Source organism: Janthinobacterium agaricidamnosum (assembly GCF_003667705.1).
GTDB lineage: Bacteria > Pseudomonadota > Gammaproteobacteria > Burkholderiales > Burkholderiaceae_D > Janthinobacterium.
This window is the reverse complement of sequence record NZ_CP033019.1, coordinates 3184569-3198784: the sequence shown is the minus strand read 5'-3', so window position 1 is coordinate 3198784 and position 14216 is coordinate 3184569. Positions and strand designations below refer to the sequence as shown.

Genomic DNA, 14216 nt, shown 5'->3' with positions numbered 1-14216 from the left:
GGAGGAAGATCATGAGCAAACATATCGGCATCGTCGGCTGCTCGGCCGAAGGCGCGGCCCTGTGCTACCGCACGATTTGCGAAGAGGGCGCGCATGCGCTGGGAGCGTATGAACATCCGGAAGTGACGCTGCATACGCCGCCGCTGGCGCGCTATGTGGCTTGCCTGAATGCAGGCGACCTGGCCGGCGTGGCCGAACTGATGCTGGCGTCGGCGCACAAGCTTGCCGCGGCGGGCGCCGATTTCCTGATCTGCCCCGACAACACCATCCACCAGGCATTCGCGCTGGTGGCACCCCGCTCGCCGCTGCCCTGGCTGCATATCGCCGATGTGGTGGCCAGCGAGGCGGCCGCGCGCGGCTACCAGCGCGTGGGATTGACGGGCACGCGCTGGCTGGTCGACAGCGCCGTGTATCCGGACAGGCTGGCCGCGCGCGGCATCGATTGTGTGCGGCCGGGCGAAGACGAGCGCAGCGAAATCAACCGCATCATCATGGAAGAACTGGTGCCGGGCGTGATCCGGCCGAAAAGCGTCACCCGCTTCCAGGCCGTCATCGCCGGCTTGCGTGAGCAGGGCTGCGACGCCGTCATCCTTGGCTGCACGGAAATCCCGCTGATCATCGGCGACGCCAATTCGCCGCTGCCGACGCTCGATTCCACGCGCTTGCTGGCGCGCGCCGCCTTGCGCCGGGCGCTGGACGCCTGACTATTTGTCCAGCTGCGCCTGCAGGGCCGCCACCACCAGCGCGTGATCGTCCGCCTGCGCCAGGCCGGACACGGTGACCGTGCCGACCAGTCCCACGCCGCGTATCAGCAGGGGGAAGGCGCCGCCGTGGCCCGCGTATTCGATGTCATCGAGGTACTTCACGTCTTCGAAGGTGCTGCCGCGGCTTTTATACGAGATGCCCATGTAGTAGGAGCTGCGGCAAAAGCGCTGCACCGTGTTGTTTTTGCGGCGTATCCAGTCCGCCTGGTCCGCCGTGGCGCCTGTCATGGCGTGGTGGAACAGGACCTGGCCATTGCGCGTGATGTTGACGGTGACGGCCTTGCCCCGCTTGCGCACTTCCTCGACGATCCACAGGCCCACGGCCAGCGCCGCATCGTTGTCGAAGCGTTCGAATTGCAGGGTTTCTTCCTGCTGCGCCAGGGTGTGCAGCAAATCGGCGTAATGATCCATCGTGGAGGCGGGTGGTAGTGGCTGGAAGCGCTACTGTAGCGCACCGTGGGGGCTTTTTGTGTAATGCGGCTAAAATAGGCGGCATGAACCTGACCCTGTTTGCCGATGAAGACGACGTCCCGACCGGACCGGTGCCGCTGGTGCCCGGCTCGTCCGCGTCGGTCCTGCTGCGCCGTTTTGCGCTGCCGTATCTGCCCGAGCTGCTGCCGGCGCTGGACGCCATCGTGCTGGCCGCGCCCCTGCGCCACATGGCCACGCCGGGCGGTTTGCGCATGTCCGTGGCCATGAGCAATTGCGGCCCCCTGGGCTGGGTCACGGATGGGCGCGGCTACCGCTATGCGCGGCTCGATCCCGCCAGCGGTGTACCCTGGCCGCCCATGCCGCCCGTGTTCCTGTGCCTGGCGCAGCAAGCGGCGCTGGCGGCCGGCTATCCGGGCTTCACGCCCGACGCCTGCCTGGTCAACCGCTATGCGCCCGGTGCGCGCATGGCCCTGCACCAGGACCGCGACGAATGCGATTTCAACGCGCCCATCGTTTCCGTCTCGCTCGGTTTGCCCGCCACCTTTTTGTTCGGCGGCGCCGAGCGCAGCGACAAGGCGGCGCGCATCGCGCTGCTGCACGGCGACGTGGTCGTGTGGGGCGGCGCCGACCGCCTGCGCTTCCACGGCGTGGCGCCGCTGAAGGAGGGCGAACACGCGCTGCTGGGCGCGCAGCGCATCAATTTGACGTTTCGCAAGGCTGCCTGAGCTGGCGCCACGGCGTGGCCGGCTTGACGATGTAGTGCGCATGCACATGGCGCCACGGAATGGCCAGGTAGACCAGCACCACGAACGCGCATTCAAACGCGGTTGCCGCGGTGGCGGGATCGATCTGGCCGTTCAGCCATTGCGGCAGCGGCACGAGCAGCAGCCAGATGGTCTTCCACAGCGCCTCCCACAGCAGCAGGGGCAGCATCTGCAGCGGATAGCGCAAGCCCAGCAAACATAGCAGCGAAAACGCGGCCAGCATGCAGTTGACGGTGCCCCGCGCCAGTTCCCACGGCGCGTGCGGCGTGACGATGCCGGGCCACAGCACGCTGCCGAGGCCCAGGACAACCAGCAGATACATGGCGCGCAGCGCATACAGACGGGCGGTCGATACGGTATTCATGGTGCGGTCTCCTGGTCGTGGGGTGGCTATGAAAGGGTTTACTCGACTTCTTTGAGTATCGTTTCCAGGCTGCCCAGGCGCGCCTGGATCTGCGCCACGGAAGCGTTTAGCGCGGCCAGCGAAACGGCCGTTTCCGCCTGCGCGGCGGCCATGGACCTGGCCAGCTCCTGGTAGGCGCCGTCCTGCGCCAGCCGGGCGCGCGCCTGCACGATGCCGGACGTATATTTGAGGGCGAAGATGATGACGGCGGCCGTGCAGGGGAAGAAGAAGGCGGCGAAAAAGACATTTTCAGACATGATGACCTCTACAGTTCAGGATTAATCGGCGTTGGGGGTGAGCGAGGACGCCGCGGCGGCGATGCTGGCCGGCGTCAGCAGCAATTCAAATGGGCTGGCTTCGAAGTAATTAAGGGCCTTGCCGTCATGCGACAGTTCCAGCTGGCTGGTGACGAGTCCCGCGTGTTCCAGCTTTTGCAGGTGCAAATGCAGCAGGGGCCGGCTGATGCCCAGGTCGCGCGCCAGCTGGCTGATGTAGTTGCGCCCGCCGTTGGCCAGGGCTGCGATGATGCGCAGCCGGTGCGGATTGTCGAGCGCCGCCAGCATGGCCAGCAAGCGGTCGCCGGTGGGATGGACTGTATTTGTATCTGTCATGTGTCAACATTATCTGACATGTGTTAGCGAGTCAAGATAAATCATTCGCCGTTTTAATGCAAGATACTTGCAAATGCGGCGCATTTTCTCCATGATATGCAACTTGTTTGCATATGGAGCCATGACATGAAGCGCGATTCCCTTTCTTCGCCCCTGCCCGACGTGGCGGCCGGCCCCCATCTGGGCCACCCTTTGCCATTGGAATGGGTCGGCATGCAGGGCATCGCCTTGCCGCTGTGGCTGGAAGAGGGCGGGCAGGCGCAGCAAGTGCATGCGTGGGCCGACGTGCATGTCGATCTGCCCGCTCCGCGCGTGAAGGGCATCCATATGTCGCGCCTGTATCTGCTGCTCGATGCCTTTGCCGCCGCGCAGCCGCTCGATGCGGGCGCCCTGGCCGCCGTGTTGCGGCGCATGGTGGACAGTCACGCCGACTGCGGCAGCACGCAGGCGCGCATCGCGCTGGCGTTTCCCGTGCTGCTGCGCCGGCCGGCGCTGCTGACGGCGGGGCTGGCGGGATGGAAATCGTATCCCGTGCGCCTGCAGGCCAGTGTTTCTCCGCAGGGTTTTGCCCTGTCCCTGACGGTGGAGATCGGCTACTCGTCGACCTGTCCGTGCTCGGCGGCGCTGGCGCGGCAATTGCTGGCCGACGCGTTTGCGGCGCAGTTCGGCAAAGGCGGCATCGACGGCGCGGCCGCGCGCGACTGGCTGCAGGAACACGCGAGCCTGGCCACGCCGCACAGCCAGCGCAGCACGGCGACGGTGACCGTGCCATTGACGGAGCAGGCCGAGCTGGGCCTGTTTCCCCTGATCGATCGGGTGGAAGCGGCGCTGGCGACGCCCCTGCAGACGGCCGTGAAACGGGCCGACGAACAGGCGTTTGCGCGCTTGAATGGTGCTAATCTGATGTACGTGGAAGACGCGGCCCGCCGCGTGCAGGCGGCACTGGCGCCGCATTATGCGCAGCCGCGTGTTACCGTACGGCATATGGAAAGCCTGCATCCGCACGATGCCGTGGCGCAGGCGGGCCAGCTTGCCTGAGCTTTTCACTCAACCACCGTGGAGGAAGACCGCATGCCGGAGAACATCACGCAGGAGCCGGGCGAAGACAGCCTGGAAGAGGAACTGGAGCGCGAGCGGCGCGAGCATGCGCTGATCGACGAGGAAAAACTGGGCATGGACGAGCTGGAAGAGGAACATTTGAAGCGGGAAGGCCAGCCGGGCGCGCCGGCGGGGCGCTAATGCGCATGCACTGCATCAGCGCTGGCATCGCGCCGCGCCGCCCGGTACAATTTCGCTTTGTCATTCTCCCTCAGCCCCGGAGTCCCATGAAATATCGCGCATTGTTCCAGTTTATCCTCGGCCTGACAGGCGCCGTCCTGGCCGGCTCGCAAGCCCATTCCGCCACCGTCTGCACCGCCATGGCCGATGCCAGGACAGGCGCCGTCCTGCTGCAGGAGGGCAATTGCATCGACCGCGTTACCCCCGCGTCCACGTTCAAGATCGCGCTCAGCCTGATGGGCTATGACGCCGGCTTCCTCAAGGACGAGCACAAGCCCAGCTTGCCATTCCGCCAGGGCTATGTGGACTGGGGCGGCGAAGCGTGGCGCCAGGATACGGACCCGTCGCGCTGGATGCAGTACTCGGTGGTCTGGTATTCGCAGCAGATCACGCAGGCGCTGGGCGCCGAGCGCTTCCAGAAATACGCCAAGGCTTTGCGCTACGGCAATGCGGACGTCTCGGGCGACCCGGGCAAGGATAACAGCCTGGAACGCTCGTGGATCAGCTCTTCGCTGAAGATCTCTCCGCTGGAACAGCTGGGTTTCCTGCGCAAACTGGTCAACGATCAATTGCCCGTCACCAAGCAGGCCATGGAGCAGACGCGACGCCTGACGCGCCTGGCGGACGTGGGCGGCTGGCAAGTGCATGGCAAGACGGGCGCCGCCTTCCCGCGCAAGCCTGACGGCAGCTTTGACGAAGCGCATGGCTACGGCTGGTTCGTGGGCTGGGCCAGCAAGGGCGGGCGCAGCATCGTGTTCGCGCGCCTGGTGCAGGATGAGCAGAAGGGCCAGCAGTCCGCAGGCTTGCGCACGCGCGAGGCCATGCTGAAGGAATTGCCGGCCCTGCTGGAGCAGGCGCAGAAGTGACGGCCAGCATCGTCGCCGCCACCTTCATCGCTACCGAGGGCGAGTACCTGGAAGCCGTCATCGAGGTGGGCGGCCAGCGCCTGCACGTGATGGACGAGTTCGGCGGCGGGCAACTGGCCGCCGGCACGCAAGTCCAGCTCGAACTGTGGCCCATGGCCAGCGAAATCGATGAATGGGACGCCATCTTCCGCGCCAATCCTGGCCGGGAAAAGCGCCTGGTGCGCCTCGATGGCTGGCGCTACCTGGCGCTCGGCATCGTGACCCAGGTCGATCCCGTCGTCTGCGATTGCGGCCTGCTACAGCTGGAAAACCCGTTTACGACGCATGACGGGCGCTGCGTGGGCGCGTATGTCGGCGTCACCTTGGCGCGCCTCGATGCTTGCCTGGCGTAAATTCCGGCCCGCTTTGTTGCCCGCCCTATATACTTGCTGAAACGGATTCCCCGGCATCAGACAAGGTTACAAGCATGGCATCAGGCATGGAGCAGTTTCAGGAAAAAGCACGGCAGGCGTTCATACGGGCGCGCGCGCAGGCAGTGCGCGTGGCGGGAGTGGCGTGGATCAAGGCAGTGGCGCTGTACCGGCGCGGCCACGCGCACTTGATGACCTTGCCGCCCGTGCGGCGTGCGCTGGTGCTGGCCTTATGGTCGTTTCTGGCCCTGCTGGCGCTGGTGATCCTGTACATGCTGTTGCTGATCCCCCTGACACCGAGCATCCACGACTTGCGCCAGGCGCGCGCGGCCGCGCCGACCACCATGGTCAGCGCCGATGGCAAGGAACTTGCCCGCTTCGACCAGGGCTTGCAGGAGCGGGTCACGTTAAAGCAGATTTCGCCGAACGTGATCAGTGCGCTGATCTCGACGGAAGACCACCGTTTCTACGAACACCACGGCATCGACTTCACGCGCACGGCCGGCGCCATTCTGCATACGGCAGGGGGCAACCCGCAAGGCGGTTCCACCATCACGCAGCAGCTGGCGCGCAATATGTTTCCCGAGGAAATCGGCCGCTCGCGCAACCTGAACCGCAAGCTCAAGGAATTGATCACGGCCCTGAAAATCGAGGCCACCTACAGCAAGACGGAAATCCTGGAAGCCTACCTGAACACGGTTCCCTTCCTGTACAACACCTACGGCATCGAAATGGCGGCCCGCACGTATTTCGACAAACCCGCCGCGCGCCTCGACATCCTGGAAAGCGCCACCCTTGTCGGCATGCTCAAGGGGACGAATTACTACAATCCCGTCGGCAATCCCGAACGCTCCCTGCAGCGGCGCAACGTGGTGCTGGGCCAGATGCGCAAGCACGACGTCATCGACGAGGCGCGCTACAAGCAGCTGATCAAGCGACCATTGCGCCTGCATTTCGAGCGCCAGAGCGAGCGGGCGCAGTCGGACAGCCATTTCACGGCCTATGTGCGCAAGTGGCTGATCGACTGGGCCGACGAGAACGACTACAACCTGGAACTCGATGCGCTGGTGGTGCACACCACGCTCGACCATGATTTGCAGCAGGCGGCCGAACGCGCCGTCGAGCGCCAGGCGAATGCCTTGCAGGCGATCGCCGACGTGGAATGGAGCCGCGCCGGCGTGCCGTCGTCCACGTCGACGGGCATGTACGCGGGCATGCAGGGCGGCAGCGTGCCCTTCGATTATTTCTGGAAATCGCATCCGGCGCTGCTGGACGCCTTCGTGCGCGAGTCCGCCGACTACCGCAAGCTGACGGCGGCCGGCGGCATGCCCGAAACGGCGCTGGCGCAGCTGAAGGGCGACCGCGCCTTCATGGCGGCCCTGCGCAAGTCGAAGACGCGGCTGGAAGCGGGCTTTGCGGCCATGGACCCGGCCACGGGCGCCGTGCGCGCCTGGGTGGGCAGCCGCGACTTTGCGCGCGAGCAATTCGATCACGTGTCGCAGGCGGCGCGCCAGCCCGGTTCCACCTTCAAGCCCATCGTGTATGGCGCGGCGCTGGAAAAGGGACTCAGCCCTGACCACGTCTACCGTGATGCCGTGATGGACATCAAGGCGGCCGACGGCACCAAATGGCGCCCGACGGACATGAGCGGCACGACGGGCCGCGACATGACCATGCGCGACGGCCTCGTCTACTCGAAAAACACCATCACGGCGCAGGTGATGCAGGACGTCGGCTTGCCGTCGATCATCAAGCTGGCGCGCGCGCTCGGCATCCGCGACAGCAAGCTGGAAAAAGTGCCGTCCTTGGCGTTGGGCACCAGTCCCGTCACCTTGCTGGAAATGGTCAACGCCTACGCCAGCATCGCGGCCCAGGGCGAGGCCCGTCTGCCGTTCGTCGTCACGCACATCACCGACCGCGAAGGCAAGGTCATCGCCCGCTTCGGCGAAGACAAGCCCAAGCGCGCCATGCGGGCCGAATCGGCCGCCACCCTGACGGACATGATGCGCGGCGTCATCGACCGGGGCACGGGCACGGCCATCCGCAGCCGCTTCGGCATCCGTTCCGACGTGGCCGGCAAGAGCGGCACCACGCAAAACAATGCGGACGGCTGGTTCATCCTGATGCACCCGGAACTCGTCGGCGGCGCCTGGGTGGGTTTCAACGACGCGCGCGTCACCATGCGCAGCAATTACTGGGGCCAGGGCGGCCACAACGCCGTGCTGGTGGTGGGCGACTTCTTCAAGACGGCGCTCGACACGGGCAAGATCGCGCGCGACGCCATCTTCCCCGGCGGCAAGCCGCCACCACCGCTGCGCCACGTGGAACCCGTCGAGGAACCGCAGGATGAACCGGTGGAAGAGCCGGGCGATCTGTTGCAGGAAGGCGCGCCGCCCGCGCCGCTGGCCGTGCCGGCGGAAGAGGGCGGGCAGGAAGCGCATGGCAAGGCGGTGCCGGAACCGGCTCCCGCGCCCGTCCCGGCGCCGCAGCCAATGCCGCAAGGCTAGCGGCCACGATGTTATTTGATACAGGACAATAATGACACCGAAGCCCACCTTGCGCCTGATCCTCGGTGACCAGCTCAATACGCAGCACCGCTGGTTTACCGACGTCGATGACGCCACCATCTATGTCTTGATGGAAGTGCGGCAAGAAACCGATTATGTGCTGCACCATGCGCAGAAAATCCTGGCCATCTTCGCTGCCATGCGCGACTTTGCGCGCCAGCTGCGCGAAGCGGACCACACCGTGCATTACATCGCCATCGACGACGTGGCCAGCACGCGCTCGATACCAGAGAATATCGAAGCGCTGATTCGCCACTATGACGCCGGCGCCGTCGAGTACCAGGCGCCCGACGAGTGGCGCCTCGACCAGCAGCTCTACCAGGCCGGACGACGCTCGGCCATCCCGTGGTTGATGGTCGACAGCGAGCATTTCTATACGGCCCGCAACGAGGCGGCCGATATTTTCGCCGGGCGCAAGCAATGGCTGATGGAGTTTTTCTACCGCCAGATGCGCGGCACGCATCAGGTGTTGATGGAAGACGCGAAAAAACCCGTCGGCGGCCAGTGGAATTTCGATCACGATAACCGCAAGCCCTGGCGCGGCACGCCCGCCGAGCCGCAAGACCCGCGCACCGTGCATGACCATTCCCGTCTATGGGAAAGCATCGTCGCCGCCGGCGTGAAGAGCTTCGGCGCGCCCCGTGCGGACCGGCTGGCCTGGGCGCTGAACCGGGATGAGGCGCTGCAGCAGCTCGATGCCTTCATCGAGCGGGCCTTGCCGCATTTTGGCGATTTTCAGGATGCCATGAGCAGCAAGGCCTGGCGCCTGTTCCACTCCCTGCTGTCGTTCGCGCTGAACGTGAAAATGCTGAACCCGCGCGAAGTCGTCGACAGGGTGCAGGCCGCCTATTACGCCGGCCACGCTCCCCTGGCCGCGGTCGAGGGCTTCATCCGCCAGATCCTGGGCTGGCGCGAATATGTGCGCGGCGTCTACTGGGCGCAGATGCCCGGTTATGCGGAAAAGAATTTCTTTGGCCATGCGCGTGCGCTGCCCTCCTGGTTCTGGGACGGCAAGACGAAGATGCATTGTTTGTCGCAGGCGATCACGCAGTCGCTGGAACAGGCGCACGCGCACCACATCCAGCGCCTGATGGTGATCGGCAACTTCGCGCTGCTGGCCGGCCTCGATCCGGCGAGGGTCCACGGCTGGTACCTGGGCATTTACATCGACGCCTTCGAATGGGTGGAACTGCCCAATACCGTCGGCATGAGCCAGTTCGCCGACGGCGGCCTGTTGGCCACCAAGCCGTATGTCTCCAGCGCCGCGTATATCGACCGCATGGGCGATTATTGCAAGGGATGCCATTACGACAAGAAGGCGCGCATCGGCGAGCGCGCCTGCCCCTTCAATGCCCTGTACTGGGATTTTTTCCACCGCAACGCGGCCACGCTGGAGCACAATCCCCGCATCGGCATGGCGTATCGCCAGCTGGAAAAAATGGACGAGGAAACAGTCGCCGCTTTCCGGCAGCAGGCGGCCACGATGCTGGCCAGGCTCGATTCCTTGTAACGCAGGGCAATGTGGTCTGTTTCCCACGGTGGATGTCCAACCGGACGATGGAGCCGGGACTCAGGATTTCCTCATGTTATGGGAAACGGTAGCGGGCAAGGCCCGAAAAACTGCCGAGCGGTGGCGGCAGGCTGCCTACCATTTTGGTTGACGTGACCAGCGCAGCACTGTGGCAAGCCTGATTCTCACCGTATAGTCTTCTCCCGTTTCATGCTCCAGCCACAGGACTCCGTCTTCGATGCTGACCCAGGCATCGACTATTCGCGTGTCGAACGGCATCGCCGTATCTTTGATATCAATCTTCACTCTTCCAGACTTCACATTGAGCGACCTCAACACTCGCGTCGTTCGTTGCGTAAACTCGATGACGTATGAAGTGCTTGTCTTTTTTGTCATTGGAAATGCTCACCCAAAATGCTTTGAAATTTTTTTAAATATTACTACATAAAAAATTTCCATCGCGCACGAAGGCGAATGTAACAAAGAAGACGGCATTATAAAAATTTTTCCATAAAGAAATATTTATTATTTTTAATAAATTAAAGTTCAACTATGGAGTGGCGTTATTTTTGCACATCGCAGGAACAGTTTCAGGTTAATTGTTTCTCGATGGATATGTGTTTATATGTTTTGCAATATTTATTATCTTGTATTTCTTATATTGATATAAATCAATGTTTTCTGCGTATTAATTTGAGGAGGTATTCTTGCTGTTAGGATATGGCTCAACTCTGGCTTCGGTGAGTGATGCATGCTCATGGGAAATGAAAGTTATTTTTGGAAAATTTTTTGTGCGGGTGCCGAAGAGATATTTGAGGTGCCGTAAAGCAGATGGCGTATCCGCATACGATATTTTCCGCGCCAATATATTCATCGTGAGAAATATATTGATGGTATGGTTCAGATTGTTAATGGCCGTGAATGCTATAAAGCCCATTATTGTAATGCCGGCAGAATTAAATCAGGTTCTGATGGTTTAATTGGTGGCGTAGATTGTGCAATTGATGCGTTGAATATTTTTCATGAAGAAGAGATTTTCGGTGCAATGGAAACTGGAATAAACATCGTTCTTTTTATCGCCCATTTCCTGCCTTCCCTGGGAAAGGCATTATTGTTGCGTGAGGATGAAGGTATGGGCGATGGCGAAATTGCGATAAAGATGGCGTACCGAATGGGAACAGTGCGAAGCCGTATGCACAGAGTAAGGGCGGAGATACGCAAGAGACCGGAAGAGTATCAATAAAGGCGGCCTGCCGAATTGCGGTAGCCCGAAGCGGGAGCATGCGGTGCTTGTCCCTCTACTTGACATGAATTGACATGGTGACTAAAAATTACATCGGCGGCCCCGTGCAGGTGGAACCGGATCATCCCAGGCGGATCGATGCATTGACAGCACAAAAAATTGATGTGGCGATTATTTTTCAGGAAATGCTTGGCACTGCCGTGGCAGCAAAATACCTGCATACAAATGGCGTGCCGCTATCTGTCGCATTGCGCGTATTGGTCTGCGAGCGCAGAAAAGATCCATCGCCGCCCAAAATGATCGGACTCGAAAAAGGGCCTGCCCATCATCCCCCATCGAGGATGAGCGAGACAGGCGCCGAATCGGATTGACAGCACGGGAATAAGCTGCTGTGCCGGTTCATCGCTGGAACAGACTCCTGCTTGCATGGCGTGCGGCCGCCGCTTTCCACGGGCGACCAGCCGATATTGAAACGCCGCATCAGCGCCAGATGGTGCACATTGAGCACCTTGGGCAGCAGAGAGTCTAGTGTGGACAGGATGCGCTGGCGCACGGCGCGGGGCAGGTCGTTGTCTACCGCGCGCGCAAGCACGGGCGAGCACAGCAGGACGCCGGCGACGCGCAGCAGCTGGCGCCGCAGGGGCTGGCTCAGCCGTTGCATCACGGCGCCGTCAAGTCCTGGCGCTGGAATTCGATGCGGTTTTCCTGGTAGGTCCACTTGGTGTAGGGGCCGAACACGCGCCGGTTTTCCTTGCTGTCGGCATTCGATTGCTCGCGCTTCATGCGCCGCACGAGGGCGGTATCGACCAGCGGTTCGGTCGTCGTGCCGAACACTTCGTGGCGCACGCTTTGCTTGGCGTCGGCGCCGCGCGAAATGATGGTGAGCTTGCGCGTGGCGGGATCGAAGTACAGGCGCATGGCAAACGTGTTCATGTCCTGCAGGTACAGGCCATCGTCGCGCTGCTGGGCGTAGAAATAATCGCCGCAGACGGCCTTCGGCTCGCGTTTCCACTCGCAGGACAGGACGATCAGCAGGTGATGCTCATCGAGTTGCTTGACCGAGATGCGTCCCTTGGAATAGCCCCAGTTACTGGGCGGCACGGTCTTCGACGAGAGCAGATTGTATTCGCCCACCAGCTTGGTCAGGGGAAGGGGCGCTTGGGCGAAGGCGCCGGCGCAGAGAGTCAAGGCGGCTGCCGCTGTAGCGCCGCGTAGGCAGGAAAATGGAATCATGATGGCCATAAAGAAAAGTTGCCATATTATAGATGGTAACTTGCCAAGATGGCCGCGCGCTTGCGCAGCGCGCCGCTTGTTACTTCAGCTTGCTCAATTCCGCCACGTCGATCTTGACGACCTTGCCCTCGGTGGCGGCCACGAGTGCATGGAAGTGGGGCATCGCGTAGTGCGCCGTCAGGGCCGCGTTGTTCGTCCATTCTTCCAGCATGATGAAGCGCGTGGGAATCTTGTTGTCGAGGTGCAGTTCGTAGCGCAGGCAGCCGCTTTCCGCGCGGCTCGGCGGCACGACGGCTTCCAGGGCGGCGCGCACGGCGTCGATATGTTGAGGTTGGGCATCGATGGTGGCGACGACGGTCAGGGTCATGGTGGTCCTTGTAAAGTGGTGGGGCGGATGCAGCTTAGCGCATCTTGCCCTTTCTTGTCCGCCATGCCCAGTCTGGCTGCGCCGAAACAGTTTCCGCCGCAGCCAGAGAATCAAGCTGAACCTACGCCGCCTGCAGCGCGCCGATCTGCTCGAAGGCCGCCGTCATGGCCTGCATCCTGGCCGCGTCGCTGACCTTGACGCCTTCGGCGCGCACGATCTCGATCTGCTGGATGCCGAGAAAGCCGAGGAAGGCGCGCAGATGGCTTTCCTGGTGTTCCAGGGCGGCCATCGGCGTGTCGGCGCCGTAGTAGCCGCCGCGCGTCGAGGCGATGATCACGCGCTTGGCTCCCAGCAAGCCTTCCGGGCCATTGGCGCCGTACTGGAAGGTCTTGCCGGGCACGGCCAGCGCATCGAGCCACGATTTGAGCTGGCTGGGGATGGCGAAGTTGTACATGGGCGCGCCGATGACGATGATGTCGGCGGCCAGTACTTGCTCCAGCGCGGCGGCAAGGATTTCCCCCTCGGCGGCGCCGGGGGCGGCCGTAAATTGCGGCAAGGGCTGGGCGGCCAGGTCGCGGTAGTGGACGGTGGCGCCGGGCGCGGCCGCTTGCAGGCGGGCGGCGATGGCGGCGCTCAATTGGCGGCTGACGGAGTGCTCGCCGAGGACGCTGGAATCGATATGCAGGATGTTCATATATGCCTTCTTGGATGGTATGATCGGGTGGTATGTTTTTGTAACCGGGTTAAATATAGTGACTATCAAATGAACGCACAAGAAGGCACTTTTTCCACACTGGGGCACACGGATGTGACTATGGGCGAGGTGGCCGCGCGCGGGGCCGAGCTGGAAAAGCGCATGCGCGACCACGGTGGCCATGCGGGCGTGGCGGACTCGTGCCGCCCGATCACGGATATCCTGACCCGCGTGGGCGACAAATGGAGCGTGATGGTGGTGATGTTGCTGGGCAATGGCACCAAGCGCTTCAACGAGATGCGCCGCCTGATCGGCGGCATTTCGCAGCGCATGCTGACTTTGACCCTGCGCGGTCTTGAACGCGACGGTCTCGTCACGCGCACCGTGTTTCCCACCGTGCCGCCGCGCGTCGACTATGCGCTGACGGACCTGGGGCGTTCGCTATTGATTCCCATCAGCGCGCTGGGCGCCTGGGCCTACGGCCACCGCGACGCCATCGATGCGGCGCGGCTGGCGTTCGATGCCAGGTCCGATGCGGGCGCGACGCCAGGCAGCTAGCTTAGTTCGATCACGGCCAGCATGTCATTGCCATCCGCGTCCATGCCTTTTTCCACGAAACCCATGCTGGCATAGAACTGTTTCGCGTTGGTATTACCGGGCTTGTAGCAGATTTCGATGCTGCGCGCATCCGGGCGGGCGCGGATTTCCGCCAGCGCCAGGGCGAGGGCGGCGCGGCCATGGCCTTGCCCCTGGCGCCGGTGGTCGATCATGAAGCGCCAGATCTGGTAGTGGCCGGGCGGGTCGTCGGCGTCGGGCGAGACGAACATCAGGAAGCCGATCACTTCCTCGTCGCCATACACGGCGCGCGTATGCAGGATGGTGGGATGGAAGCTCGCTTGCGCGATGGAATAGTCGTTGCTGGCCAGGTAGTCGCGCTGCTGGGGCAACAGGGGCAAGTCGCTGACGAGGTCGAAATTGTCGACGGTGACGGGGCGCAGGCTGATAAGCATAGTGGACGGCAATGAAGGGCAATGCCTGGCAGTATGGGGAAAAATTACTCAATTGGCAATACTG

21 protein-coding genes are annotated in these 14216 nt (G+C 62.6%); 11 read left to right on the top strand and 10 right to left on the bottom strand.

Annotation, left to right across the window (positions count from 1 at the left end; genetic code table 11):
• Positions 1-11: 11 nt before the first annotated feature.
• A complete protein-coding gene (locus D9M09_RS14380; protein WP_070218513.1) occupies positions 12-704 on the top strand; it encodes an aspartate/glutamate racemase family protein in 693 nt (230 codons plus the stop codon).
• On the opposite strand, the gene D9M09_RS14375 is transcribed toward D9M09_RS14380, so the two are convergent.
• Positions 705-1175 (bottom strand): heme-degrading domain-containing protein, encoded by a 471-nt coding sequence (locus D9M09_RS14375; RefSeq protein WP_121669663.1) that lies wholly within the window; start codon positions 1173-1175, stop codon positions 705-707. It abuts the gene before it with no gap.
• An 83-nt stretch (positions 1176-1258) separates the two neighbouring features.
• On the opposite strand from D9M09_RS14375, the gene alkB reads away from it, so the two are divergent.
• Complete coding sequence (alkB, locus tag D9M09_RS14370) at positions 1259-1921, top strand: DNA oxidative demethylase AlkB (protein ID WP_070218511.1); 663 nt, start codon at positions 1259-1261, stop codon at positions 1919-1921.
• Here alkB and D9M09_RS14365 read toward each other — a convergent pair.
• From D9M09_RS14365 to D9M09_RS14355, 3 genes are read right to left on the bottom strand one after another with little or no spacing between them, the layout of a single operon-like run.
• Positions 1893-2324, bottom strand: coding sequence for a hypothetical protein (locus D9M09_RS14365; RefSeq protein WP_162995686.1), 432 nt, complete (start codon positions 2322-2324; stop codon positions 1893-1895). The genes alkB and D9M09_RS14365 overlap by 29 nt on opposite strands.
• A gap of 38 nt (positions 2325-2362) precedes the next feature.
• Complete coding sequence (locus tag D9M09_RS14360; RefSeq protein ID WP_121669662.1) at positions 2363-2620, bottom strand: hypothetical protein; 258 nt, start codon at positions 2618-2620, stop codon at positions 2363-2365.
• A 21-nt stretch (positions 2621-2641) separates the two neighbouring features.
• The gene (locus tag D9M09_RS14355) at positions 2642-2974 is read right to left on the bottom strand and encodes an ArsR/SmtB family transcription factor (RefSeq protein ID WP_121669661.1); all 333 of its coding nucleotides are present in this window, start codon (positions 2972-2974) and stop codon (positions 2642-2644) included.
• A 126-nt stretch (positions 2975-3100) separates the two neighbouring features.
• Between D9M09_RS14355 and folE2 the strand changes: the two genes are divergently transcribed.
• The 6 genes from folE2 (at position 3101) to D9M09_RS14330 (ending at position 9605) form a co-directional block, all read left to right on the top strand.
• A complete protein-coding gene (folE2, locus tag D9M09_RS14350; protein ID WP_121669660.1) occupies positions 3101-4012 on the top strand; it encodes a GTP cyclohydrolase FolE2 in 912 nt (303 codons plus the stop codon).
• 33 nt (positions 4013-4045) lie between these two features.
• Positions 4046-4213 carry a hypothetical protein gene (locus tag D9M09_RS29020; RefSeq protein WP_162995685.1) on the top strand — a complete coding sequence of 56 codons (168 nt, stop codon included), beginning with the start codon at positions 4046-4048 and terminating at the stop codon, positions 4211-4213.
• Between the two features lie 86 nt (positions 4214-4299).
• Complete coding sequence (gene blaOXA / locus D9M09_RS14345) at positions 4300-5118, top strand: class D beta-lactamase (RefSeq protein ID WP_121669659.1); 819 nt, start codon at positions 4300-4302, stop codon at positions 5116-5118.
• Positions 5115-5510 (top strand): hypothetical protein, encoded by a 396-nt coding sequence (locus tag D9M09_RS14340; RefSeq protein ID WP_121669658.1) that lies wholly within the window; start codon positions 5115-5117, stop codon positions 5508-5510. The genes blaOXA and D9M09_RS14340 overlap by 4 nt, the downstream gene beginning before the upstream one ends.
• Positions 5511-5584: 74 nt before the next feature.
• A complete protein-coding gene (locus tag D9M09_RS14335; RefSeq protein ID WP_121669657.1) occupies positions 5585-8035 on the top strand; it encodes a penicillin-binding protein 1A in 2451 nt (816 codons plus the stop codon).
• A 31-nt stretch (positions 8036-8066) separates the two neighbouring features.
• Positions 8067-9605, top strand: a complete 1539-nt coding sequence (locus D9M09_RS14330; RefSeq protein ID WP_121669656.1) for a cryptochrome/photolyase family protein — start codon at positions 8067-8069, stop codon at positions 9603-9605.
• A gap of 135 nt (positions 9606-9740) precedes the next feature.
• Here the strand turns inward: D9M09_RS14330 and D9M09_RS29015 are convergent, their stop codons facing one another.
• Complete coding sequence (locus tag D9M09_RS29015) at positions 9741-10001, bottom strand: hypothetical protein (protein WP_070312467.1); 261 nt, start codon at positions 9999-10001, stop codon at positions 9741-9743.
• Positions 10002-10500: 499 nt separating this feature from the next.
• On the opposite strand from D9M09_RS29015, the gene D9M09_RS29010 reads away from it, so the two are divergent.
• Together D9M09_RS29010 and D9M09_RS29005 are read left to right on the top strand one after the other, a co-directional pair.
• Entirely contained in the window at positions 10501-10848 is a 348-nt protein-coding gene (locus tag D9M09_RS29010) for a hypothetical protein (protein ID WP_162995684.1), read from the top strand.
• A gap of 74 nt (positions 10849-10922) precedes the next feature.
• Positions 10923-11219: a hypothetical protein gene (locus D9M09_RS29005; RefSeq protein ID WP_162995683.1), complete on the top strand. Its 297-nt coding sequence runs from the start codon at positions 10923-10925 to the stop codon at positions 11217-11219.
• Here D9M09_RS29005 and D9M09_RS14325 read toward each other — a convergent pair.
• The 4 genes from D9M09_RS14325 to D9M09_RS14310 all read right to left on the bottom strand — a co-directional run bounded on the left by D9M09_RS14325 (position 11174) and on the right by D9M09_RS14310 (position 13142).
• Positions 11174-11509 (bottom strand): hypothetical protein, encoded by a 336-nt coding sequence (locus D9M09_RS14325; protein WP_121669655.1) that lies wholly within the window; start codon positions 11507-11509, stop codon positions 11174-11176. The genes D9M09_RS29005 and D9M09_RS14325 overlap by 46 nt on opposite strands.
• A complete protein-coding gene (locus tag D9M09_RS14320) occupies positions 11509-12036 on the bottom strand; it encodes a hypothetical protein (protein WP_230502814.1) in 528 nt (175 codons plus the stop codon). Before D9M09_RS14320 ends, D9M09_RS14325 begins: the two co-directional genes overlap by 1 nt.
• A 124-nt stretch (positions 12037-12160) precedes the next feature.
• Entirely contained in the window at positions 12161-12448 is a 288-nt protein-coding gene (locus tag D9M09_RS14315; protein WP_121669654.1) for a putative quinol monooxygenase, read from the bottom strand.
• A gap of 121 nt (positions 12449-12569) precedes the next feature.
• A complete protein-coding gene (locus tag D9M09_RS14310) occupies positions 12570-13142 on the bottom strand; it encodes an FMN-dependent NADH-azoreductase (RefSeq protein ID WP_121669653.1) in 573 nt (190 codons plus the stop codon).
• A 162-nt stretch (positions 13143-13304) separates the two neighbouring features.
• On the opposite strand from D9M09_RS14310, the gene D9M09_RS14305 reads away from it, so the two are divergent.
• A complete protein-coding gene (locus tag D9M09_RS14305) occupies positions 13305-13700 on the top strand; it encodes a winged helix-turn-helix transcriptional regulator (RefSeq protein ID WP_121671091.1) in 396 nt (131 codons plus the stop codon).
• On the opposite strand, the gene D9M09_RS14300 is transcribed toward D9M09_RS14305, so the two are convergent.
• Positions 13697-14152 (bottom strand): GNAT family N-acetyltransferase, encoded by a 456-nt coding sequence (locus D9M09_RS14300; RefSeq protein WP_121669652.1) that lies wholly within the window; start codon positions 14150-14152, stop codon positions 13697-13699. The two genes, D9M09_RS14305 and D9M09_RS14300, sit on opposite strands and share 4 nt — an antisense overlap.
• Positions 14153-14216: the final 64 nt, after the last annotated feature.

Coding starts and splice junctions, on each gene's coding strand:
- alkB (WP_070218511.1), top strand. CDS start 1,259: ATGAACCTGACCCTGTTTGCCGATGAAGACGACGTCCCGACCGGACCG.
- D9M09_RS14315 (WP_121669654.1), bottom strand. CDS start 12,448: ATGACCCTGACCGTCGTCGCCACCATCGATGCCCAACCTCAACATATC.
- D9M09_RS29010 (WP_162995684.1), top strand. CDS start 10,501: ATGGTTCAGATTGTTAATGGCCGTGAATGCTATAAAGCCCATTATTGT.
- D9M09_RS14380 (WP_070218513.1), top strand. CDS start 12: ATGAGCAAACATATCGGCATCGTCGGCTGCTCGGCCGAAGGCGCGGCC.
- D9M09_RS14310 (WP_121669653.1), bottom strand. CDS start 13,142: ATGAACATCCTGCATATCGATTCCAGCGTCCTCGGCGAGCACTCCGTC.
- D9M09_RS14325 (WP_121669655.1), bottom strand. CDS start 11,509: ATGCAACGGCTGAGCCAGCCCCTGCGGCGCCAGCTGCTGCGCGTCGCC.
- D9M09_RS14355 (WP_121669661.1), bottom strand. CDS start 2,974: ATGACAGATACAAATACAGTCCATCCCACCGGCGACCGCTTGCTGGCC.
- D9M09_RS14365 (WP_162995686.1), bottom strand. CDS start 2,324: ATGAATACCGTATCGACCGCCCGTCTGTATGCGCTGCGCGCCATGTAT.
- D9M09_RS29020 (WP_162995685.1), top strand. CDS start 4,046: ATGCCGGAGAACATCACGCAGGAGCCGGGCGAAGACAGCCTGGAAGAG.
- D9M09_RS14305 (WP_121671091.1), top strand. CDS start 13,305: ATGCGCGACCACGGTGGCCATGCGGGCGTGGCGGACTCGTGCCGCCCG.
- D9M09_RS14360 (WP_121669662.1), bottom strand. CDS start 2,620: ATGTCTGAAAATGTCTTTTTCGCCGCCTTCTTCTTCCCCTGCACGGCC.
- D9M09_RS14375 (WP_121669663.1), bottom strand. CDS start 1,175: ATGGATCATTACGCCGATTTGCTGCACACCCTGGCGCAGCAGGAAGAA.
- blaOXA (WP_121669659.1), top strand. CDS start 4,300: ATGAAATATCGCGCATTGTTCCAGTTTATCCTCGGCCTGACAGGCGCC.
- D9M09_RS14330 (WP_121669656.1), top strand. CDS start 8,067: ATGACACCGAAGCCCACCTTGCGCCTGATCCTCGGTGACCAGCTCAAT.
- D9M09_RS29005 (WP_162995683.1), top strand. CDS start 10,923: ATGGTGACTAAAAATTACATCGGCGGCCCCGTGCAGGTGGAACCGGAT.
- D9M09_RS14335 (WP_121669657.1), top strand. CDS start 5,585: ATGGCATCAGGCATGGAGCAGTTTCAGGAAAAAGCACGGCAGGCGTTC.
- D9M09_RS29015 (WP_070312467.1), bottom strand. CDS start 10,001: ATGACAAAAAAGACAAGCACTTCATACGTCATCGAGTTTACGCAACGA.
- folE2 (WP_121669660.1), top strand. CDS start 3,101: ATGAAGCGCGATTCCCTTTCTTCGCCCCTGCCCGACGTGGCGGCCGGC.
- D9M09_RS14300 (WP_121669652.1), bottom strand. CDS start 14,152: ATGCTTATCAGCCTGCGCCCCGTCACCGTCGACAATTTCGACCTCGTC.